General features: G+C 38.7%; 17 protein-coding genes. 1 reads left to right on the forward strand and 16 read right to left on the reverse strand.

Features of this window, described 5'->3' with window-relative positions:
* The coding region (gene nadD, locus QZZ43_RS10945) for a nicotinate (nicotinamide) nucleotide adenylyltransferase (RefSeq protein ID WP_291858991.1) at positions 1 to 577 on the forward strand (577 nt) is incomplete at its 5' end.
* Positions 578 to 890: 313 nt separating this feature from the next.
* Here nadD and trxB read toward each other — a convergent pair.
* The 16 genes from trxB to QZZ43_RS11025 form a co-directional block, all read right to left on the reverse strand.
* On the reverse strand, positions 891 to 1,904 hold the full coding sequence (gene trxB, locus QZZ43_RS10950) for a thioredoxin-disulfide reductase (RefSeq protein WP_291858994.1): 1,014 nt from the start codon (positions 1,902 to 1,904) through the stop codon (positions 891 to 893).
* Between the two features lie 160 nt (positions 1,905 to 2,064).
* On the reverse strand, positions 2,065 to 2,991 hold the full coding sequence (locus tag QZZ43_RS10955) for a DUF4249 domain-containing protein (protein ID WP_291858997.1): 927 nt from the start codon (positions 2,989 to 2,991) through the stop codon (positions 2,065 to 2,067).
* Positions 2,992 to 3,003: 12 nt separating this feature from the next.
* On the reverse strand, positions 3,004 to 5,556 hold the full coding sequence (locus QZZ43_RS10960) for a carboxypeptidase-like regulatory domain-containing protein (protein ID WP_291859000.1): 2,553 nt from the start codon (positions 5,554 to 5,556) through the stop codon (positions 3,004 to 3,006).
* Positions 5,557 to 5,701: 145 nt separating this feature from the next.
* Positions 5,702 to 6,676, reverse strand: a complete 975-nt coding sequence (locus QZZ43_RS10965) for a FecR family protein (protein WP_291859002.1) — start codon at positions 6,674 to 6,676, stop codon at positions 5,702 to 5,704.
* A 77-nt stretch (positions 6,677 to 6,753) separates the two neighbouring features.
* Positions 6,754 to 6,924 carry a hypothetical protein gene (locus tag QZZ43_RS10970; RefSeq protein WP_291859004.1) on the reverse strand — a complete coding sequence of 57 codons (171 nt, stop codon included), beginning with the start codon at positions 6,922 to 6,924 and terminating at the stop codon, positions 6,754 to 6,756.
* A gap of 94 nt (positions 6,925 to 7,018) precedes the next feature.
* The gene (locus QZZ43_RS10975; protein ID WP_291859006.1) at positions 7,019 to 7,660 is read right to left on the reverse strand and encodes an RNA polymerase sigma-70 factor; all 642 of its coding nucleotides are present in this window, start codon (positions 7,658 to 7,660) and stop codon (positions 7,019 to 7,021) included.
* Positions 7,661 to 7,823: 163 nt separating this feature from the next.
* The gene (locus tag QZZ43_RS10980; RefSeq protein ID WP_291859009.1) at positions 7,824 to 9,047 is read right to left on the reverse strand and encodes a hypothetical protein; all 1,224 of its coding nucleotides are present in this window, start codon (positions 9,045 to 9,047) and stop codon (positions 7,824 to 7,826) included.
* Between the two features lie 38 nt (positions 9,048 to 9,085).
* A complete protein-coding gene (locus tag QZZ43_RS10985) occupies positions 9,086 to 9,268 on the reverse strand; it encodes a hypothetical protein (protein WP_291859012.1) in 183 nt (60 codons plus the stop codon).
* A gap of 373 nt (positions 9,269 to 9,641) precedes the next feature.
* Complete coding sequence (locus tag QZZ43_RS10990) at positions 9,642 to 10,217, reverse strand: DJ-1/PfpI family protein (protein ID WP_291859014.1); 576 nt, start codon at positions 10,215 to 10,217, stop codon at positions 9,642 to 9,644.
* Between the two features lie 168 nt (positions 10,218 to 10,385).
* Positions 10,386 to 10,937 (reverse strand): GNAT family N-acetyltransferase, encoded by a 552-nt coding sequence (locus QZZ43_RS10995; RefSeq protein WP_291859017.1) that lies wholly within the window; start codon positions 10,935 to 10,937, stop codon positions 10,386 to 10,388.
* A gap of 1,006 nt (positions 10,938 to 11,943) precedes the next feature.
* Entirely contained in the window at positions 11,944 to 12,456 is a 513-nt protein-coding gene (locus QZZ43_RS11000; protein WP_291859019.1) for a nuclear transport factor 2 family protein, read from the reverse strand.
* Positions 12,457 to 12,637: 181 nt separating this feature from the next.
* Positions 12,638 to 13,225, reverse strand: a complete 588-nt coding sequence (locus QZZ43_RS11005) for a DUF1697 domain-containing protein (RefSeq protein ID WP_291859022.1) — start codon at positions 13,223 to 13,225, stop codon at positions 12,638 to 12,640.
* Between the two features lie 220 nt (positions 13,226 to 13,445).
* Positions 13,446 to 14,009 carry a class I SAM-dependent methyltransferase gene (locus tag QZZ43_RS11010; protein WP_291859024.1) on the reverse strand — a complete coding sequence of 188 codons (564 nt, stop codon included), beginning with the start codon at positions 14,007 to 14,009 and terminating at the stop codon, positions 13,446 to 13,448.
* An 8-nt stretch (positions 14,010 to 14,017) separates the two neighbouring features.
* Positions 14,018 to 14,164, reverse strand: coding sequence for a hypothetical protein (locus QZZ43_RS11015; RefSeq protein WP_291859027.1), 147 nt, complete (start codon positions 14,162 to 14,164; stop codon positions 14,018 to 14,020).
* A 41-nt stretch (positions 14,165 to 14,205) separates the two neighbouring features.
* On the reverse strand, positions 14,206 to 14,628 hold the full coding sequence (locus tag QZZ43_RS11020) for a VOC family protein (RefSeq protein WP_291859030.1): 423 nt from the start codon (positions 14,626 to 14,628) through the stop codon (positions 14,206 to 14,208).
* A gap of 148 nt (positions 14,629 to 14,776) precedes the next feature.
* A complete protein-coding gene (locus QZZ43_RS11025) occupies positions 14,777 to 15,160 on the reverse strand; it encodes a DoxX family protein (RefSeq protein ID WP_291859033.1) in 384 nt (127 codons plus the stop codon).
* Positions 15,161 to 15,481 lie beyond the last annotated feature (321 nt).

Below are 15,481 nucleotides of genomic sequence, written 5' to 3' on the forward strand. Positions count from 1 at the left end.
AGGTTTGTTATTTGGTTCATTCAACCCAATACACATAGGTCACCTGGCATTGGCCAATTATTTGCTCGAATTTGCCCCCTTTGATGAAGTCTGGTTTATCGTCAGTCCGCAAAACCCATTTAAAGAACAGTCGGACCTGGTGGATGCCCATCATCGTTTGGAAATGGTAAAACTGGCTGTTTCCCGCGAAAAAAGATTTAAGGCTTCGGATATCGAATTTGATATGCCGGTTCCTTCTTATACTCTGAAAACACTGGAGCTTCTGAAAACATCAAACTCCGACCATCTCTTCACCTTAATAATAGGAAGCGACAATCTTCTGACCTTTCCTCGATGGTATGCAGCAAAACAAATTCTGGAAAAATATCAAATTCTGGTTTATCCCAGACCCGGATACCCAACCGAAAAAGCGGATCCTGATTTTCTGGATAAAGTAAAAATAAAAGAAGCACCTCTCCTTGATATCTCCTCCACTTTCATCAGAAAAGCATTCACTGAGAACAAAAAACTTCCATACCTGGTGCCCCATGAGGTTTTCGATTATATTACCTCAAAAGGATTGTACTTAAAGAGTTGAAGAGGAATGGTTTAAACTCTTGGTATCCGGTTAAAGAAAAGAGATTGATTTACTTCATTCGCAATGCCCGAATGACATTATTAGAGGAGAGATTGATTTACAACAAAGTCGAAAATCAACCTCTCCTTTTTTCTTGGCCTAAATAAAATTGACCTTTACGAGTGAAACAGCTGGTCCCTATTTTTCGGGAAAACAATCTAAATATTTACTTATATTCTTCGCAGGACAAAAATGAAAAATAATAACTGAAACATCTATTACAAAAAAACCGCAAAGAAAGACAATGCGGCTTATAAAATATTTATTTCGTCAATTAATGATTTTCAGCAAGCCATTTCTCGGCGTCCATAGCAGCCATACAGCCTGTTCCCGCTGCAGTAACAGCCTGACGATAAACAGAATCCTGTACATCCCCACAAGCAAAAACACCCGGCACATTGGTTTTTGTGGTTCCAGGAACAGTTTGAATGTATCCTACCTGGTCGGTTTCGAGATAATCCTTAAAAATATCTGAATTGGGTTTGTGACCAATGGCCAGAAAGAAACCATCGATCTTAATAAGAACCTCCTCTTCATCAGGGCTGCCTTTCTTTTTTACCAAAACAGCACCTTCGACCACACCTTCACCAAAGAGTCCTTTTGTTTGGTGCTCCCAAAGAACCTCAATATTCGGAGTATTGAAAACTCTCTTCTGCATTACTTTGGAAGCACGAAGTTCGTCCCTGCGAACAATCATATACACCTTATTGGCAAGACCAGCCAAATAAAGAGCCTCTTCAGCAGCAGTATCTCCACCACCTACAACACCAACATCCTTGCCTCTGTAAAAGAAACCATCACAAGTGGCACAAGCAGAAACACCTGAGCCTGCATACTTTTGTTCGTCCTCAATACCCAGGTATTTTGCAGTGGCCCCGGTAGCAATAATCAAAGAATCCGCTTCAATAACCTTTTTATCATCAATGGTAACTTTAAAAGGACGCTCAGACAAATCAGCACTGGTGGCCAACCCAAAACGGATGTCTGTTCCAAAGCGCTCTGCCTGTTTTTTAAGGTCCTCCATCATTTCCGGACCGGTAATACCCTGAGGATATCCGGGGAAATTCTCCACTTCGGTGGTAGTAGTAAGCTGCCCACCCGGTTGAAGTCCCTCGTACATCATAGGCTTCAGGTTTGCACGGGCAGCATAAATAGCTGCAGTATATCCTGCCGGGCCTGATCCAACAATCAGCACCCTTGTTTTTTCCACATCAGTTATCTCATTCCCCTGGTTTTGGTCTTCTGTAGCTCCGCTATCCAGGTTGTCCATTTTTCCAAATAATGCCATAATTATAGAATTGTTAATTTATTAAATCTAAGTTCAAATATCTATGTTTCTACATATTTCAAAAAAGAATACCAAAAACCGTTTGGAGAAATATGGGTCGAATCAACATTAAAAACTGCCATCACGTCAACCTTCACTGCCAATATTACAGTTAGTCCATTTATTTTACCCCCTCAAAAACCAACGAATCGGACGCCACATTGTAGCCTGACACCAACCCTAATCCACCGTCAATGTTATTGTAAATCCTTATGGGATCAATAATTGGCAAGTCGTACCCATACTCTGCCACCACCTTGCTTCGGTAATAATCATAAAACCCCCTCGTATGTGACAATAAAAGGAAATAGATTTTTCTCGAAGTTCCGGATTGTTCAGGAGCCGATGTGTATTCAACAGGGAGGTCAACTTCCAGGTTATATTTTTTCCCATTAAAAAGTGTGTCGGAAAAACAACCGTCAAAATCGATTTCTCCAATCAGACTGCCTTCTTTATCCTGCACAAAAAACACCGGATCATTTTTATCATAATTCACCTTGCTTTGTTCACACTCGGTAACCTCGTTTTCAACTCTGCATATCTTTTCAAGAATTATCAACTGGTAATAGTTTTTAACTTCTGAAGGGTCAGAAATGGTCAGCTTGCAGTTCAAAACCTTCTTCTGCCCGTTATTTTTGTCATTCCTGGAAACAATAATTGTATCTGATAACATTACAGGAACGGACTGTGGGATTACAGTTTTACCCGATACCCTTTGTCCTTTTCCGTCTGCAGCCTCAATCAACACCGAATCTCCTGAAACAAAATTCACACCGGGCCGATTGGCCCAGGCATCATCAAAAGGAAAAATAAAATCATCTACAATGTGACTGTTTTTGTAAACAGTGATATTCCCATCGTACACCCTTTCAAAATCATCCACAGAAAAATGGCTCACACTTTTGCTCAAATGCACCTGAAAAAGGGAATCAGGAGCTATAAACGAATAGAGAACCAGCCGTCCACCTTTCTCTTCCATTTCTATCTCAAGGTCTTTTTCGCAGGAAATGGCCAAGAGTGAAATCAATATTAATATGTATCTGCTCATTTTCACAAAATATCAAAACTTAAAAGAATACCTCACATATGGAATTGGAAACGGAAAAAGACTCAGCTGTTTAAGCTGACGCATGGCACTTCCCTCAGGGTTATTTTCGCTTTCACTAAAATACAATAAAAATGGATTTTGGCGTCCGTATGCATTAATAACACCAAAACTCCAGGTCCGTTCACCTCTTTTTTTCTTTTTAGTAAAGTTAACACCTAAATCTAACCGGTGAAAAGCGGGCATTCGATAATTGTTCAATGAACCAACACTTTCGGAGTATCCAAATTCGGACGGTTTCCCCCAGCTCAGAGCAGGGGCATAATATCTCTCTTCAGGAAGTGTCACAGGGTTTCCTGAGCCAAACATCCAGGTTAAACTTCCGGTAATCCGCTTATTGAACCGATAATTCATAAACAAACTAATATCATGCCGCCTGTCAAACCTTGCAGGGTAAGAATTCCCGTCATTCAGTTCGGTAAAATGAACGTTTGTGCGGGCGTAGGTATATCCCAGCCATCCGGTTAAATCACCCTTGTTTTTTTGCAACAGCATTTCCACTCCGTAAGATTCACCGCTACCGGTAGTCAGCTTATCTTCCCAGGTTGTACTGTAATCAAAAAACCCGGTACTCTCTTTGTAGGCCAGAATATTTCTAAACGATTTGGCATATCCCTCCAGCGAAAGCAAGAAACGCCGGCCCGCTCCCAGATAAAAGTTAACCCCCAGAGTTGCCTGGTCCGAGTGCATTGGCCGAATTCTTTCACTTACAGGCAACCACAAATCGGTGGGTAAGGAATAACCCGCTGTTCCTACCATGTGAACAAATTGGGACATTCTGGAAAGAGAACCTTTAAACTCTGTGGATGGAGTCAATGCATAACGCAACGACAGACGAGGTTCCACCGACCAGTATGGTTTTCCTTCACCAACAAACAATGCGGAATGCACACCTATATTTGCAAAAAAACGACTGGACAGAGAGAATTCATCTTCAAGATAAATACGGTATTCCTGACCGGAAACCAAAACATCCCCAATGGAAGTCTCTTCTGTTTCTCCGGAGGATCCGGATTCTTTCACCACATCCACCCCGGGGTTAAACCGATGCACAACCCCACTGGCTCCAAAACGCATAGTATTATTGGAATTATGGTAATTCTCAAAATCAGCCTTGAGTGTAAAATCCTGGATTCCACTCAGGTATCTTTGCTCATAGGTGTTTAGTTGTTCCTGAGCATCATCAGATTGTTTGAGCCCTATAAAAAATCGATAATTGGAGTAGGTGGCGGTAAGATTAACAAACAACTGTGGATTAACAACATAATTCCATCTCAATGCTCCTGTGAAATTCCCCCAGCCGGTATTACTTTCATCGTTAATGGCCACCTTTTCACTGAGTTCACTATCCCCCACCCTCACTTCATAATCACGATAATTATATAGAGAATAAAGTTTGTCCCGGCCCCAGTAGGAACTCAGAAACAACTTGCTCCGTTCAGATAATTCATAACTGATTTTTCCGTTGAGGTCGAAGAAGTAATAATTGGTTTTATCATCTTCACCAAGTTGATACAGTGCCGCGAAAGCATCAACATACGTACGCCGAAAAGAGAGGGCAAAAGTCGTTTTATCATTAAAAACCGGACCGTCGAGGGAAACCCCGGAAGAGAGCAAACCCAAGGAAACACTTCCCCCTACCCGGTCGTTACGCCCCTCTTTCATACGAACATCGACAACGGATGATAAGCGACCTCCGTATCGTGCAGGAAAACCATCTTTTGTCACAGCCACCTGCTTCACCGCATCAGTATTGAAAATGGAAAAGAACCCCAACAAATGCCCAACATTATAAACAGGCACATCGTCCAGCAACACCAGATTCTGATCGGGACCTCCACCCCGGACAAACAGGCCGGTAAAACCTTCCGAACCACTCTGAATACCCGGAAGCATCTGAATACCACGCATCAGGTCGGATTCGCCAAAAAGAGCCGGAGCTTCAACAATTCTATCCATGGAAACCCTGGCAGAGCCAAAACTTCCACCCTGAAGGAGATTTGGCATACGCGATCCCAACACCGACACTTCTGGCAATTCGATATTGGGCTCTAATGAAAAATAAATGATGGTATCTGAATCGAGAACAAAGCGCTGCTTTTGGCTATTATACCCAACGTAAGAAGCATAAATATCAACAGGGCCTCCTGATAAGGTAAGACTGTAGAATCCATAATAATTGGTCGCAGTTCCTTCCTGTCGGTTCCCGCTAAAAACGTTGGATCCAAGTAATCGTTCGCCGGTTCGGGCATCACGTACATAACCGAGAATGGTAAATGACTGTTCAGAAAGTTTTAGGGGACGCAAAATAATTTTGTTTTTCCGCTCAGTATAATCAAAGGGACAATCGCGGAAGATCTCTTGTAGAAAACCAATTAGCGTATTGTGAGAAGTAGAAAGCGACAACCGCTCCTTCAGACACAACCGGGAGCTATAACTGATAATGTAACCACTCTTTTCCTGAAGGTGCTCAATAAGCTCATTCGAAGACCCGTGCAGGATTTCCACAGAAAACTTTTTTGTTTCCGGGGTTTGAGCTCTACACACAAGAATGGTCATTGCCCACAGGACAACGACCACAAAGTATTTGATTATATTATTTCGATCCAATATCAATTTCAAGAGTATTCATTCATTGAATTAACTCCCGAAATTACTCAGAGATTATTAAAACTCCTTCGTTTAGACTAAATTTTTTATCAAAATGAAGTTCCAGTTCTTCTAAAACCTCCTTAACATCCTGATTTTGAAATGATGTCGTTACCAACACATCACTTTGTGTATTGATTTTCACATCATTGATTTCTTTGAAGTGATTTTTCAGGGTTTTGGCAATCTCGTCAAGCGGACACTGCGAAAACTTCAGTTCACCGGTTTTCCAGGACAGAAAATTATCATCGGGGGTTGGTAAAACTCTAAATTCCCGATTATTTACAACCACAGAGTTGCCAGCAGTTACATTTTCTTTAAACCTTCGGTATTTTATCGCCACTACTCCATCAGTAACATTCAGTTCAATATTATCAATACCTGCACCGGTTTGTAGATGGAATGCAGTTCCCAGCACCTTAACATCCACACCTTCGGGTGATTTTACCAGAAAAGGATTACCGGCATCATGAGTAACCTCGAAAAAACCCTCACCATTGAGGGACACCGTCCGCTTACCATCTTCAAAGTTTTTCAGATACTTCAGAGATGAAAAATTGTTAAGATAAACAATACTGTTGTCAGGCAAACGCAGTGAATCAACATGCTCACCGGTTTGAAAAGCATTCCAGCGACCAAACCCGGGTACGTTCCAATAGACATAAACTCCACCACTCACCGCCAGCATCAAAAGCAAAGCAGCTGCCATCCTGGAAAAGGCATTCAGGAAGCCAATTGACCGATTCCTGCCTGGAAAGTTGATGCGGGAACTAATTTTATCCCAGTCATGTTCCAGCAAATCGCCCGACAGCATGGTCTGATAATCAGACTCCCACACTTTACGGAAATCTTCAAAAAACTGATTGTTTTCCGCAGTCTGGTTACGCCATTGTTCCATTTGCCGGATTTCTTCAGATGAGCAATCATCTGAAAAAAACCTGACAAGGAATTTAGAATTTATGGTTCTCGATGTTTCCATAAAAAAAACTTTTCGGGACATCAATATCTTTAGAATAAGTTATCTAAGGATATCTGCATCCGAACTTATGGTTCGCATTAATGAAATTGCATAAGTCCGAACAATACCGGTTTCTCTTCAATAATTTCTTCTGAACGGGAAACAGCTTCAACCTTTTCGTCCTCAATTACCTCTTTAATCTGCTCTGCGCCTTCTTCTTCGGCAGGTGTGCCAATAATGTCGGCAAATAGCTGTAATAAGAATTCCATAATTCTTTTTTTTTTAAGTAACTAAATTAAAAAACCCAGTTTCCCTTGTTCATAAAGTAAGACAACCCAAAGAGATGTCACACGTATTCTGTTTTTATTTTAGAATGAATTTTAAAAGATATTCCATTGCAGATAAAACGCTTACCAGCGGCAAAAATCCATGTTTTAAAAGATCTTCACGAATTCTCTTCAATGCTTTGCTGATTTGAGTTTCGACGGTTCTTTTGGATATAGATAGATGATCGGCAATTTCACCATTGGTAATGCCGTCCTGGCGGCTCATCCTGAATATTTTTCCACATTGCGGTGGCAAGTCGTCCACCACCCTGGAGATACGACTCTGCATTTCTTCAACTCCGGATATTTCCTCATAAGCATCACTGTCCAACTGTTCTTCAAATATCCGATGATGGTGCTCTCGTTGCATCTTTTCACGCTTCAACACATTGAGTGCCCTGTTACGAACCGACTGAAAAAGATGAGCTTTGAGCGAAGTATGAATAATGATGCTCTCCCGTTTGTCATAAAGACCGACAAAAACATCCTGGACAACATTTCTCGAAGAGTCGAGATCATTTAGAAACCGGAAGGCGAATGTTACCAACAGCTGATAGTAAGCATCAAACAACCGGCGAAAAGCTGATTCGTCACCGGCAGCAATACCCTGAAGAAGCTGCTTATCCAACACCCCTCCCTGGTTCTCCAAATCAATATGCTGCTTTTTGCCCCGGTTCAATTGTTACAGATAATTTAAAATCAACTTTCGATTTTTGGGAAAAATAAAAGCTCTTGAATAAAGCCCTCCTTTTCTCAATCATACAAAAGTAACCAATTACAGAGGATTTTTCCTTAAAATTATTTAAAAATGAGAGAAGGAACTATGAAGGACAAGTCAAAGTTTATTTATCAAGCCACTTGTCCATATCCACACGCATTTCATCATGGTTAGAACAGGGATAAGAATAAAAAGTACCATAATATTTTTTGGCTTTCCAATTTGCAATAGGACGAAATATTTGATTTACCAGCACGTTACTTTTATTACCATACACTTTGTCAAAAATTATTTCTCTTTTTATAATTTCTTTAGCCATTTCATAGTCTATCAAACCCTCAAACCCGGTTGCTCCTGTAAATTCATAAAAAGGTCTGTAAAAAATAAAGCCATCAAACACCTCTTTCCATTTTAAGTCATTACAAAGCGGATAATCATATTCATCATTCCCAAAAGGAGAACCTTCAAAGCTGAAGCCTACAGCTTTGCAACCTGTTTTTTCAAACGCTGCATCCCACTTTCCGTTAGCCGAAAGCTCAATTCTCTTCTGGGGAATCAATCTTTCATACCAATCCACGGGCATCCATTTATACCAGTTTAGGGCAATAGTTTTTACTCTATCTCCATAAACATCTGATATAAAATGACCTTGCTTTTTTACAATGACCTGATTACAAATCACATCAATATTCTCAGCATGGGGACGATTCGTTATCACTAAAGCTTTTCGTTGTCCATTAATTGGCTCTTGTTGCTCAAATAGCTGAATGAAATTAAATGCCATAATGCTGTCGCGTGTACTATGAGCACTATTCATTTCCTCTGCAATGAACCTCCGATATCTTTCCGTTGTCATTCCTTCCCAATTGAATGCCATATCAGTTAAGCCAATGGTAATTTTATTATCATACGGCAGAGTCTGATTAATATCTGTAAGTCCACGCAAAAACTGATACCGATTGTAATTTTCCCACAATGGCTCCCAATTCTCGTTCATATAGTATCTGGAAAAAGCTTCATTAAAGGCTTTTATATTGTTGTACTCGCCTTTAATAAGGTCATTTGCCTGCTCCGTCACATTTATATTTCCTACTTCGGTATAAACATGGCCCACGTTTTCTATGAATCGTTCATCCGCTAAAATGTCGAGAATCAGTGTATATTGGGTAGTATCGCGATGATCGCGTTCCCCAAGAATTACAATATCATTGTTTTCAAATAACTTTAATATATAATCCTGTGGGCTGAGATGCTCCTTTTCAAGAAAATCGACATAGGGTGTAATTTCGTCCTGGGAATATACCTCAAATTGAAACAATAGTAAAAATGATAACAGAATATATCTCATCGGTTATTGAATAAAAAACTTACGGTTTGACATTAATATTAAACCGACTTTTCACAATAAGTAATATAGGCTGTTGGCATGTACCAAATATTGGTACCAAAAGCCACTGTCACAATTTCGAAACCAGCATTTGCTTTCTCGTTGAGAATCAGTTCTACCTTTTGAGTCAATTTTTTCGTTGAACACATGGTAGATAGTTTAATCACTCTAAAGTTTTTCATTTGTTTAAATTTATGGTTAATCACAAATATGGGTGCCTGTTTAAAATATTTTGTTCATTCAAAAAAGACATCGCTAACACTAAAGTATGCGGCACCTTCAGCGTCGATATGTTTTACTTTGCGAACGACTATAAACATAAGAGCCCTTCAGGCTCCGTTGCTATCAAGTATTAAAGCTTGTTCCCAAAGGTCTTACTGTGTCTGACCTGAGCTACATCACAGACTGTTGCATAATTTCAATCCAACAGGTACCTGCGATGCAACACTCTTGAATAACAATAGAAAAACAATCGGAAGAATAATTCTTTGGGGCATCGTGTTAATAGTTTCTAGGTTTTTATAAATGAAAATTTTAAAATCCTTGTTTTTAAAATCAAAAACCCATTAGTTTACGCACGTTACCGGCATTTGCTTTTGTTGTCAGAGATTCAAGTAACAACAGGGCAACACTTATGGCGGTATAAGGATTCCAGGATGTTATCAGATTATCATCCATCACAATGGGCTGATTTATTACGTTTACACCAAATCCTTTTAGTGCTTCCCGACTAACTGAGCTGTCATAGGTGGTTCCATTTTTGCCTTTTAAGACACCACTTTTCCCTAATGGCAGAGCGCCCACACAAATAGAAGCTATAATTTTATCATTCGCCCGGAATCTTCGAATCAATTCAAGAAATGAATCATTGTATGAGTCATTGTAATACCCGTATTTCTCGAACCCTCCGGGGATTGCCAATGCATCAAAATCACTAACCTCCACCTCATCTATCAAAAAATCGACGATAAATTTCTGGTCAAATGAACTTTTGATTTCTTTCCTCAATCCGCAGGTAAACAATTGGGTAGAATTATCTCCATGTACCAGATTCCAGCCGATAACATCAATAAAAACACTGGCTTCGAACACTTCAAATCCTCCTGCTAATAACAATAATACTTTCTTCATCATTTATCAATTTATGTATTGTGAGGGAATGTCTAATTAAACTGGCAACAAGCGCCTGGTCGAATTTTCCGGTCTTGCGGACGTCGTCAATTCCTGTCGTTATTTAATATTATGAGGAGAAGAAAACTTCAAAAATCCATTAAACCATAGAGTTTTATACATGATCTTTCATATTTGCATTTTCCTTTTATATTCATCTTCGATTATCGAATATATATAACTATCAACCCACTCTCCTCTTATAGGTAAAATCTTCCTATAAATCCCTTCCTGCGTCATCCCGGATTTTTCAAGAACCCGAATGGATTTAAAATTTTTCACGGCACAACCAGCTTCAATTCGGTGTAGGTTCAATCTGTCAAACCCTATTTCAATTAACCGGATCGAAACTTCAGTTGCATAACCTTTTCCCCAATGTTCAGGTAATAACTTGTAAAAAATCTCACCTATCCGAAATTTGTCAAGTGATACCTTAATCCCAGTTAATCCAATAAATTCGCCGGTTTCTTTTAGTACTATTTTCCAGGTATATTTTGATTGCGGGCTACATTCTTTCGCTTCAACGTAAGGCCTGATATTCTCTCTGGTTTCTTCTATGTCTTTAGGGAGCCCGACAGTATTAAATTCATCAACTTCAAAGATTGAATGAAGTTTATGAATATTTTCTATGTCACCCCACGAGATCTCAGTCAGTTCTAATCTTTGAGTTTGTATTTTCATTTCAGGGTGGTTTCCTTTCAGGATGTTTTTTCTTCACTTTACCGCGAACACTCCATTTGTATGGTCTGGAACAGTCTGCGAGCTATTTTCGTATCGCAACGTAAGAAAGACGATACGGGGCACAGTTGTTCTTTATCTGTGAAATCGAATGTATTTCCATTTAATCATCTGACTTACAAACACCAGAAATAAACCTGCAATCATAAATGGAAGCCAGAGATGAACAACAGAATCTGCAATTTCAAAATTTGCAATGATATAAATTAAAGCTAAAATCAGAATGAGGACACCCAGTGAAAGCATTAATTTACTTGCAATCGAGATTTGAATATTATTCTTTGCAACCTGCTTCTTATTCCTTGTCAAATAGCCTTTTCGTATCATAATTTAAAATTGAAAACATAGATTCCAAAAAGTATTGTAATTAAGGCTTCTCCCAGAAGACAAGCGATGAACAATAAGACCTTTCTTAAGCCCTTTAAATGGCCATACCAATCCCTGTATATTTTACCCCACAAAAAGAAGTGCAATGCAAGAATTATGGCAACCACACCAATAAATTTCAATAAATCCATAACCTGTTTTTTAGTTAAGTGTTCCCATTTTGCTCGCCCGGTACAATTGTGCCTTCATAATACAATTCTCTTTTACCTGCATAAAAAAAGGTGCACAACAAATGCTTTTTAAACATCAATTGTACACCTTTTCTATACTAAAGGAACTCCCCTACAAGCGAGGGAGCAAACTATTTTATTTCGAAATATGCCGGACTGTATGGGACTTCGGGTAATCATCTTGCTATTAGGGTTTTTGGTTACTGTAAAATTAGGTTTTTTGTTTTCTATTTCCTAAAAAACCAATCAGTTTTTTCCTGATAGGCAACACCAGAACCGCCATCTGAGGAAAATTGTATTTATCAGGTAGAAATATTTCAATTTGACCAATAAGAATATCAGATTTTCATCAATATTAGACTTGTGGAAAGAGCTTTGCATCCTTTGATTACCTAATCTTTAAGAAAATCACCTTTCGTTTCAAAAAAAGTGGACTCCTGCACAGATTCGTGAAAATGAATAACTTTCCAGTCCTGACCAATTTTGTTCAGGATCAAGGTGCTGCCACAATTGGGAAAAGTCACCTTCGAGCCAGGAGAAATGAATGATCCGGTGAAGTTTAATGAAACTACAACAAAATCCTCATCCACAACATTAATTACCTTTTCATTAAACTCCAATTCTGCTTTTTCATAAGAATTAAAAACATCTTTAGCTACATTAAAAAAATCCTCATAATTCATTATGGTACCGTCAACTCCTATATATTTAAAATCCTCAGAAGTATCAAAATATTCCTTAAATGCTTTATTTACGTCAAGACTAATCCAACCTCCTGCATAAGAGGACAATACAGATTCAACCTCCTCAATAACTTTGTCCTTCTCATTTTGATTCATTGAGGTCTTATTTTCACAGGCAACAATACCAAAGATTATCACCAGCACAAATACTCGTGTTTTCATGTCTTTAACCTTTTGAATTGATGATTTTTAGAGAAAAATACGACAAACTATTTCAGTTGACAAGACTTAATTTTCATATACAATAGATCTTTGAAAAACTTAAACGCAGGGACATGTGGAAGCAAAGCTTTTATCAAGAGCGAGTTGGAATCCGTTTGGCCAACTTGCAACAAACTCGTTTTCAGTCATTTGCACTCCGAGACTTCGGAACAGAGGAGTTTTGTTGTAATTGATTGGCAATTTTGAAAAGTTCCTTCGTAGTTTTCCAATTCCTTGTAGTTGCTACCACTTTAAGTTTTGATTCCAAAAAGTTATTATTCAATTTTGTTCTTCCGTATCCATTCGGACAGTAGAGGTAAATTACATTTTCGGAGAATCGGATCTCTTCTTCCTTCTGCTTTATACTTTCGATGGCTTCTTTCCGGTAGTTGTCGGGAATCGAAGATAAAAATGTTACATGCAGATGTGAATTATCTTTTCGCGTGTCGTTTCGAAAAGGGTTGTTATTAATTGTCTGTTCCAGTCTTTCAACAGACATTACAATTACCGGAACCTCATATCCAAAGTCATTTAATATTTGTTCAGAAATTTTTTGTTCCAAAGTATCTGTATTACATTGCTCCTCCTGAAAAACAACATTCCCGCTCTGTAAATAGGTGGTAGGATTCTTAAATCCCAGATCTTCGAACATTTTTTGTAATAAATTCATTTTCACAAGCTTCTGTCCGCTTACATTGATACCTCGTAATATTGAAATGTATGTTTTCATTCATAAACAATTTAATTATCAAATGCAAGTGTCTGTCTGCCAAAAGACAGGGAACTCGTTTCAATTACTCTGAGCTTGTTTCATTTGAAAGTCCGTCCGGGTTGATGTAATTATTTTTTTCGCTCATATCCTTGTTGTTTTAAGTCTTTTCAACGTTTTCCAAAATGGTAAGAATTTCTGAAAATACTCCAATCTTCGTTCATATATGAAAGAAAACGATTCAGCTTATTCGGTAAATTTTGACAAAAGGAATAGGAGTATCGAAAGTGGAAAACTCCTTACCTTGTATTTCTGAAAGAATTTTTTCCATAAACCCGTTCTTCTGGTAATGCTTAAAGTTTTGAAAATGACCGGAAAATTGCTGGTCAAGCCACAAGAGAAGCTTCTGATTTATGGTTTCAGGCCGCGAAAATCCACAAATCACGATTTCATCCGATATTTTCTGCATTTTATGAATCAGAGAAATAGAATCTGACCAGGCTATAACATGAAAAAATAAGCAGGCAATTGAATAATCGTACTTTTCGGATTGCTGATAATTACTGCTTAATTCTTCACACTTAAAATCAACATTGCTAAGATTCATCATTCTCTGTTGTTGAATCGCAGCATCAATCAGTGGTTTTGATTTATCGATCCCCAAACCATATTTTATTCGTGGTGAAAGTTTTAAAAGCAGGTCACCATTTCCGCATCCAAATTCAATTACGCTGGAATCCGGTTCAATCAAATCCATTATTTGATTTCTTATTGGAGCAAGATTGTCCTTAGTCTTAAGTTTCATTTTGTTTGCTAATCATCTACCGGAAAATTGAGAAAAGTAAAGGTGGCTGGTTGGTGGTCTTTTTTCAGACAAACCAGAATCTCCTGACCGTTACTTAAAATAGAAAGTTGTAGCACCTCAAATTCTTCCATACCTTTCACCAGACGCACTTCCATTCCGAGAATATCCTCATAAAATTGCCGGGTTTTTTCGCTTTTTATGCTTGTTCATCATTAAAATTGACCATCCACATCACTCCGAATTTGTCGGAAAAGCTTCCAAAGTAGTCGCCCCAGAATTGGTCTTCGATAGGCATCTCAATTTCACCGCCTTCGGAAAGGCTGTTGAAAATGCGGTCGGCTTCTTCTTTGCTTTCGGGGTGAAGGGAGATGTAAAGATTGTTGCCTTTTTTCAGGGTTTGTCCCATAGATGGCATGATATCCGAGGCCATCAGGATGGTGTCTTTGCCAATAGGCAGAGAGATGTGCATGATGCGGTTTTGTTCCTCTTCGGGAAACTTATCAGCGTCCGGGACATCACTCGTTTTCATGGCAGTAATTTCCCCGCCAAATACGGATTTGTAAAAACTGAAAGCTTCTTCGGCCTGGCCGTCAAAGTTGAGATACGGATTTGTTTTCATACAATTGTTGATTTTGAAATATTTATATACAACAAAAATACCATCAACCGCAGAAGCTTTCAAGGAGTAATTGCGACAATATTAAGGGTTGTTTACGCCATACCAAATCATCACGCTATTCATGATAAGGGCTTAATTAACTATGAAATCATCTATTACTCAAATTGATTCTTCTGTCTGAAGGTCTGAAATACCAGGAGGTAATAGTCATAACCAGAAGGATTAAGGAAGGAATTGCTTCAGTAAACGCCTGACCTGCCGAGACATGAGACGCTGCTGCTCCTGACATAACAAAAAAGAAACCTGCATAAGCCCATTCCTTTAGTAATGATGATTTTGGAACAAGAATGGCGATCACACCCAGTATTTTCCAGAATCCCAGGATAGACATTAAGTATTTCGGATAACCCAATTGATTAAATATATCGACATAGCCTCCTATTTGCAATAATTGTTGCACACCTCCGGCCAGCATTCCAAAAGCAAGAAAAGCGGTGGTTGCCCAGTATATGATTTTGTTTCTCTTTTTCATCATCTTGTTTTATTCATCGTTTCTATGACACCTTCCATTTATATTTAATTTTCCGCTTTGTTATTCGAGACCGTATTGGGCGCAACGGGTTTACAGCAAAGGGTTTTTTTAACATTAACCAAATTAATGTTGGTAACCCTACCCTCACTTCCTACTCATTTACCGATAAATATAAATGTTGTCATTAAATTTTTCAAGATTTTTTCATCCTTTTATCCGATTAAATAATTATTGATAAAATCGCAATATTTCTAAGCACTTACTCTGTAAGCGTCCGGTAAACTACGCATAGGAAGCACTCATGCCAATATCTAAGTTTGG

It is taken from the genome of Marinilabilia sp. (genome assembly GCF_016278715.1).
In the GTDB taxonomy this organism is placed as follows: domain Bacteria; phylum Bacteroidota; class Bacteroidia; order Bacteroidales; family Marinilabiliaceae; genus Marinilabilia.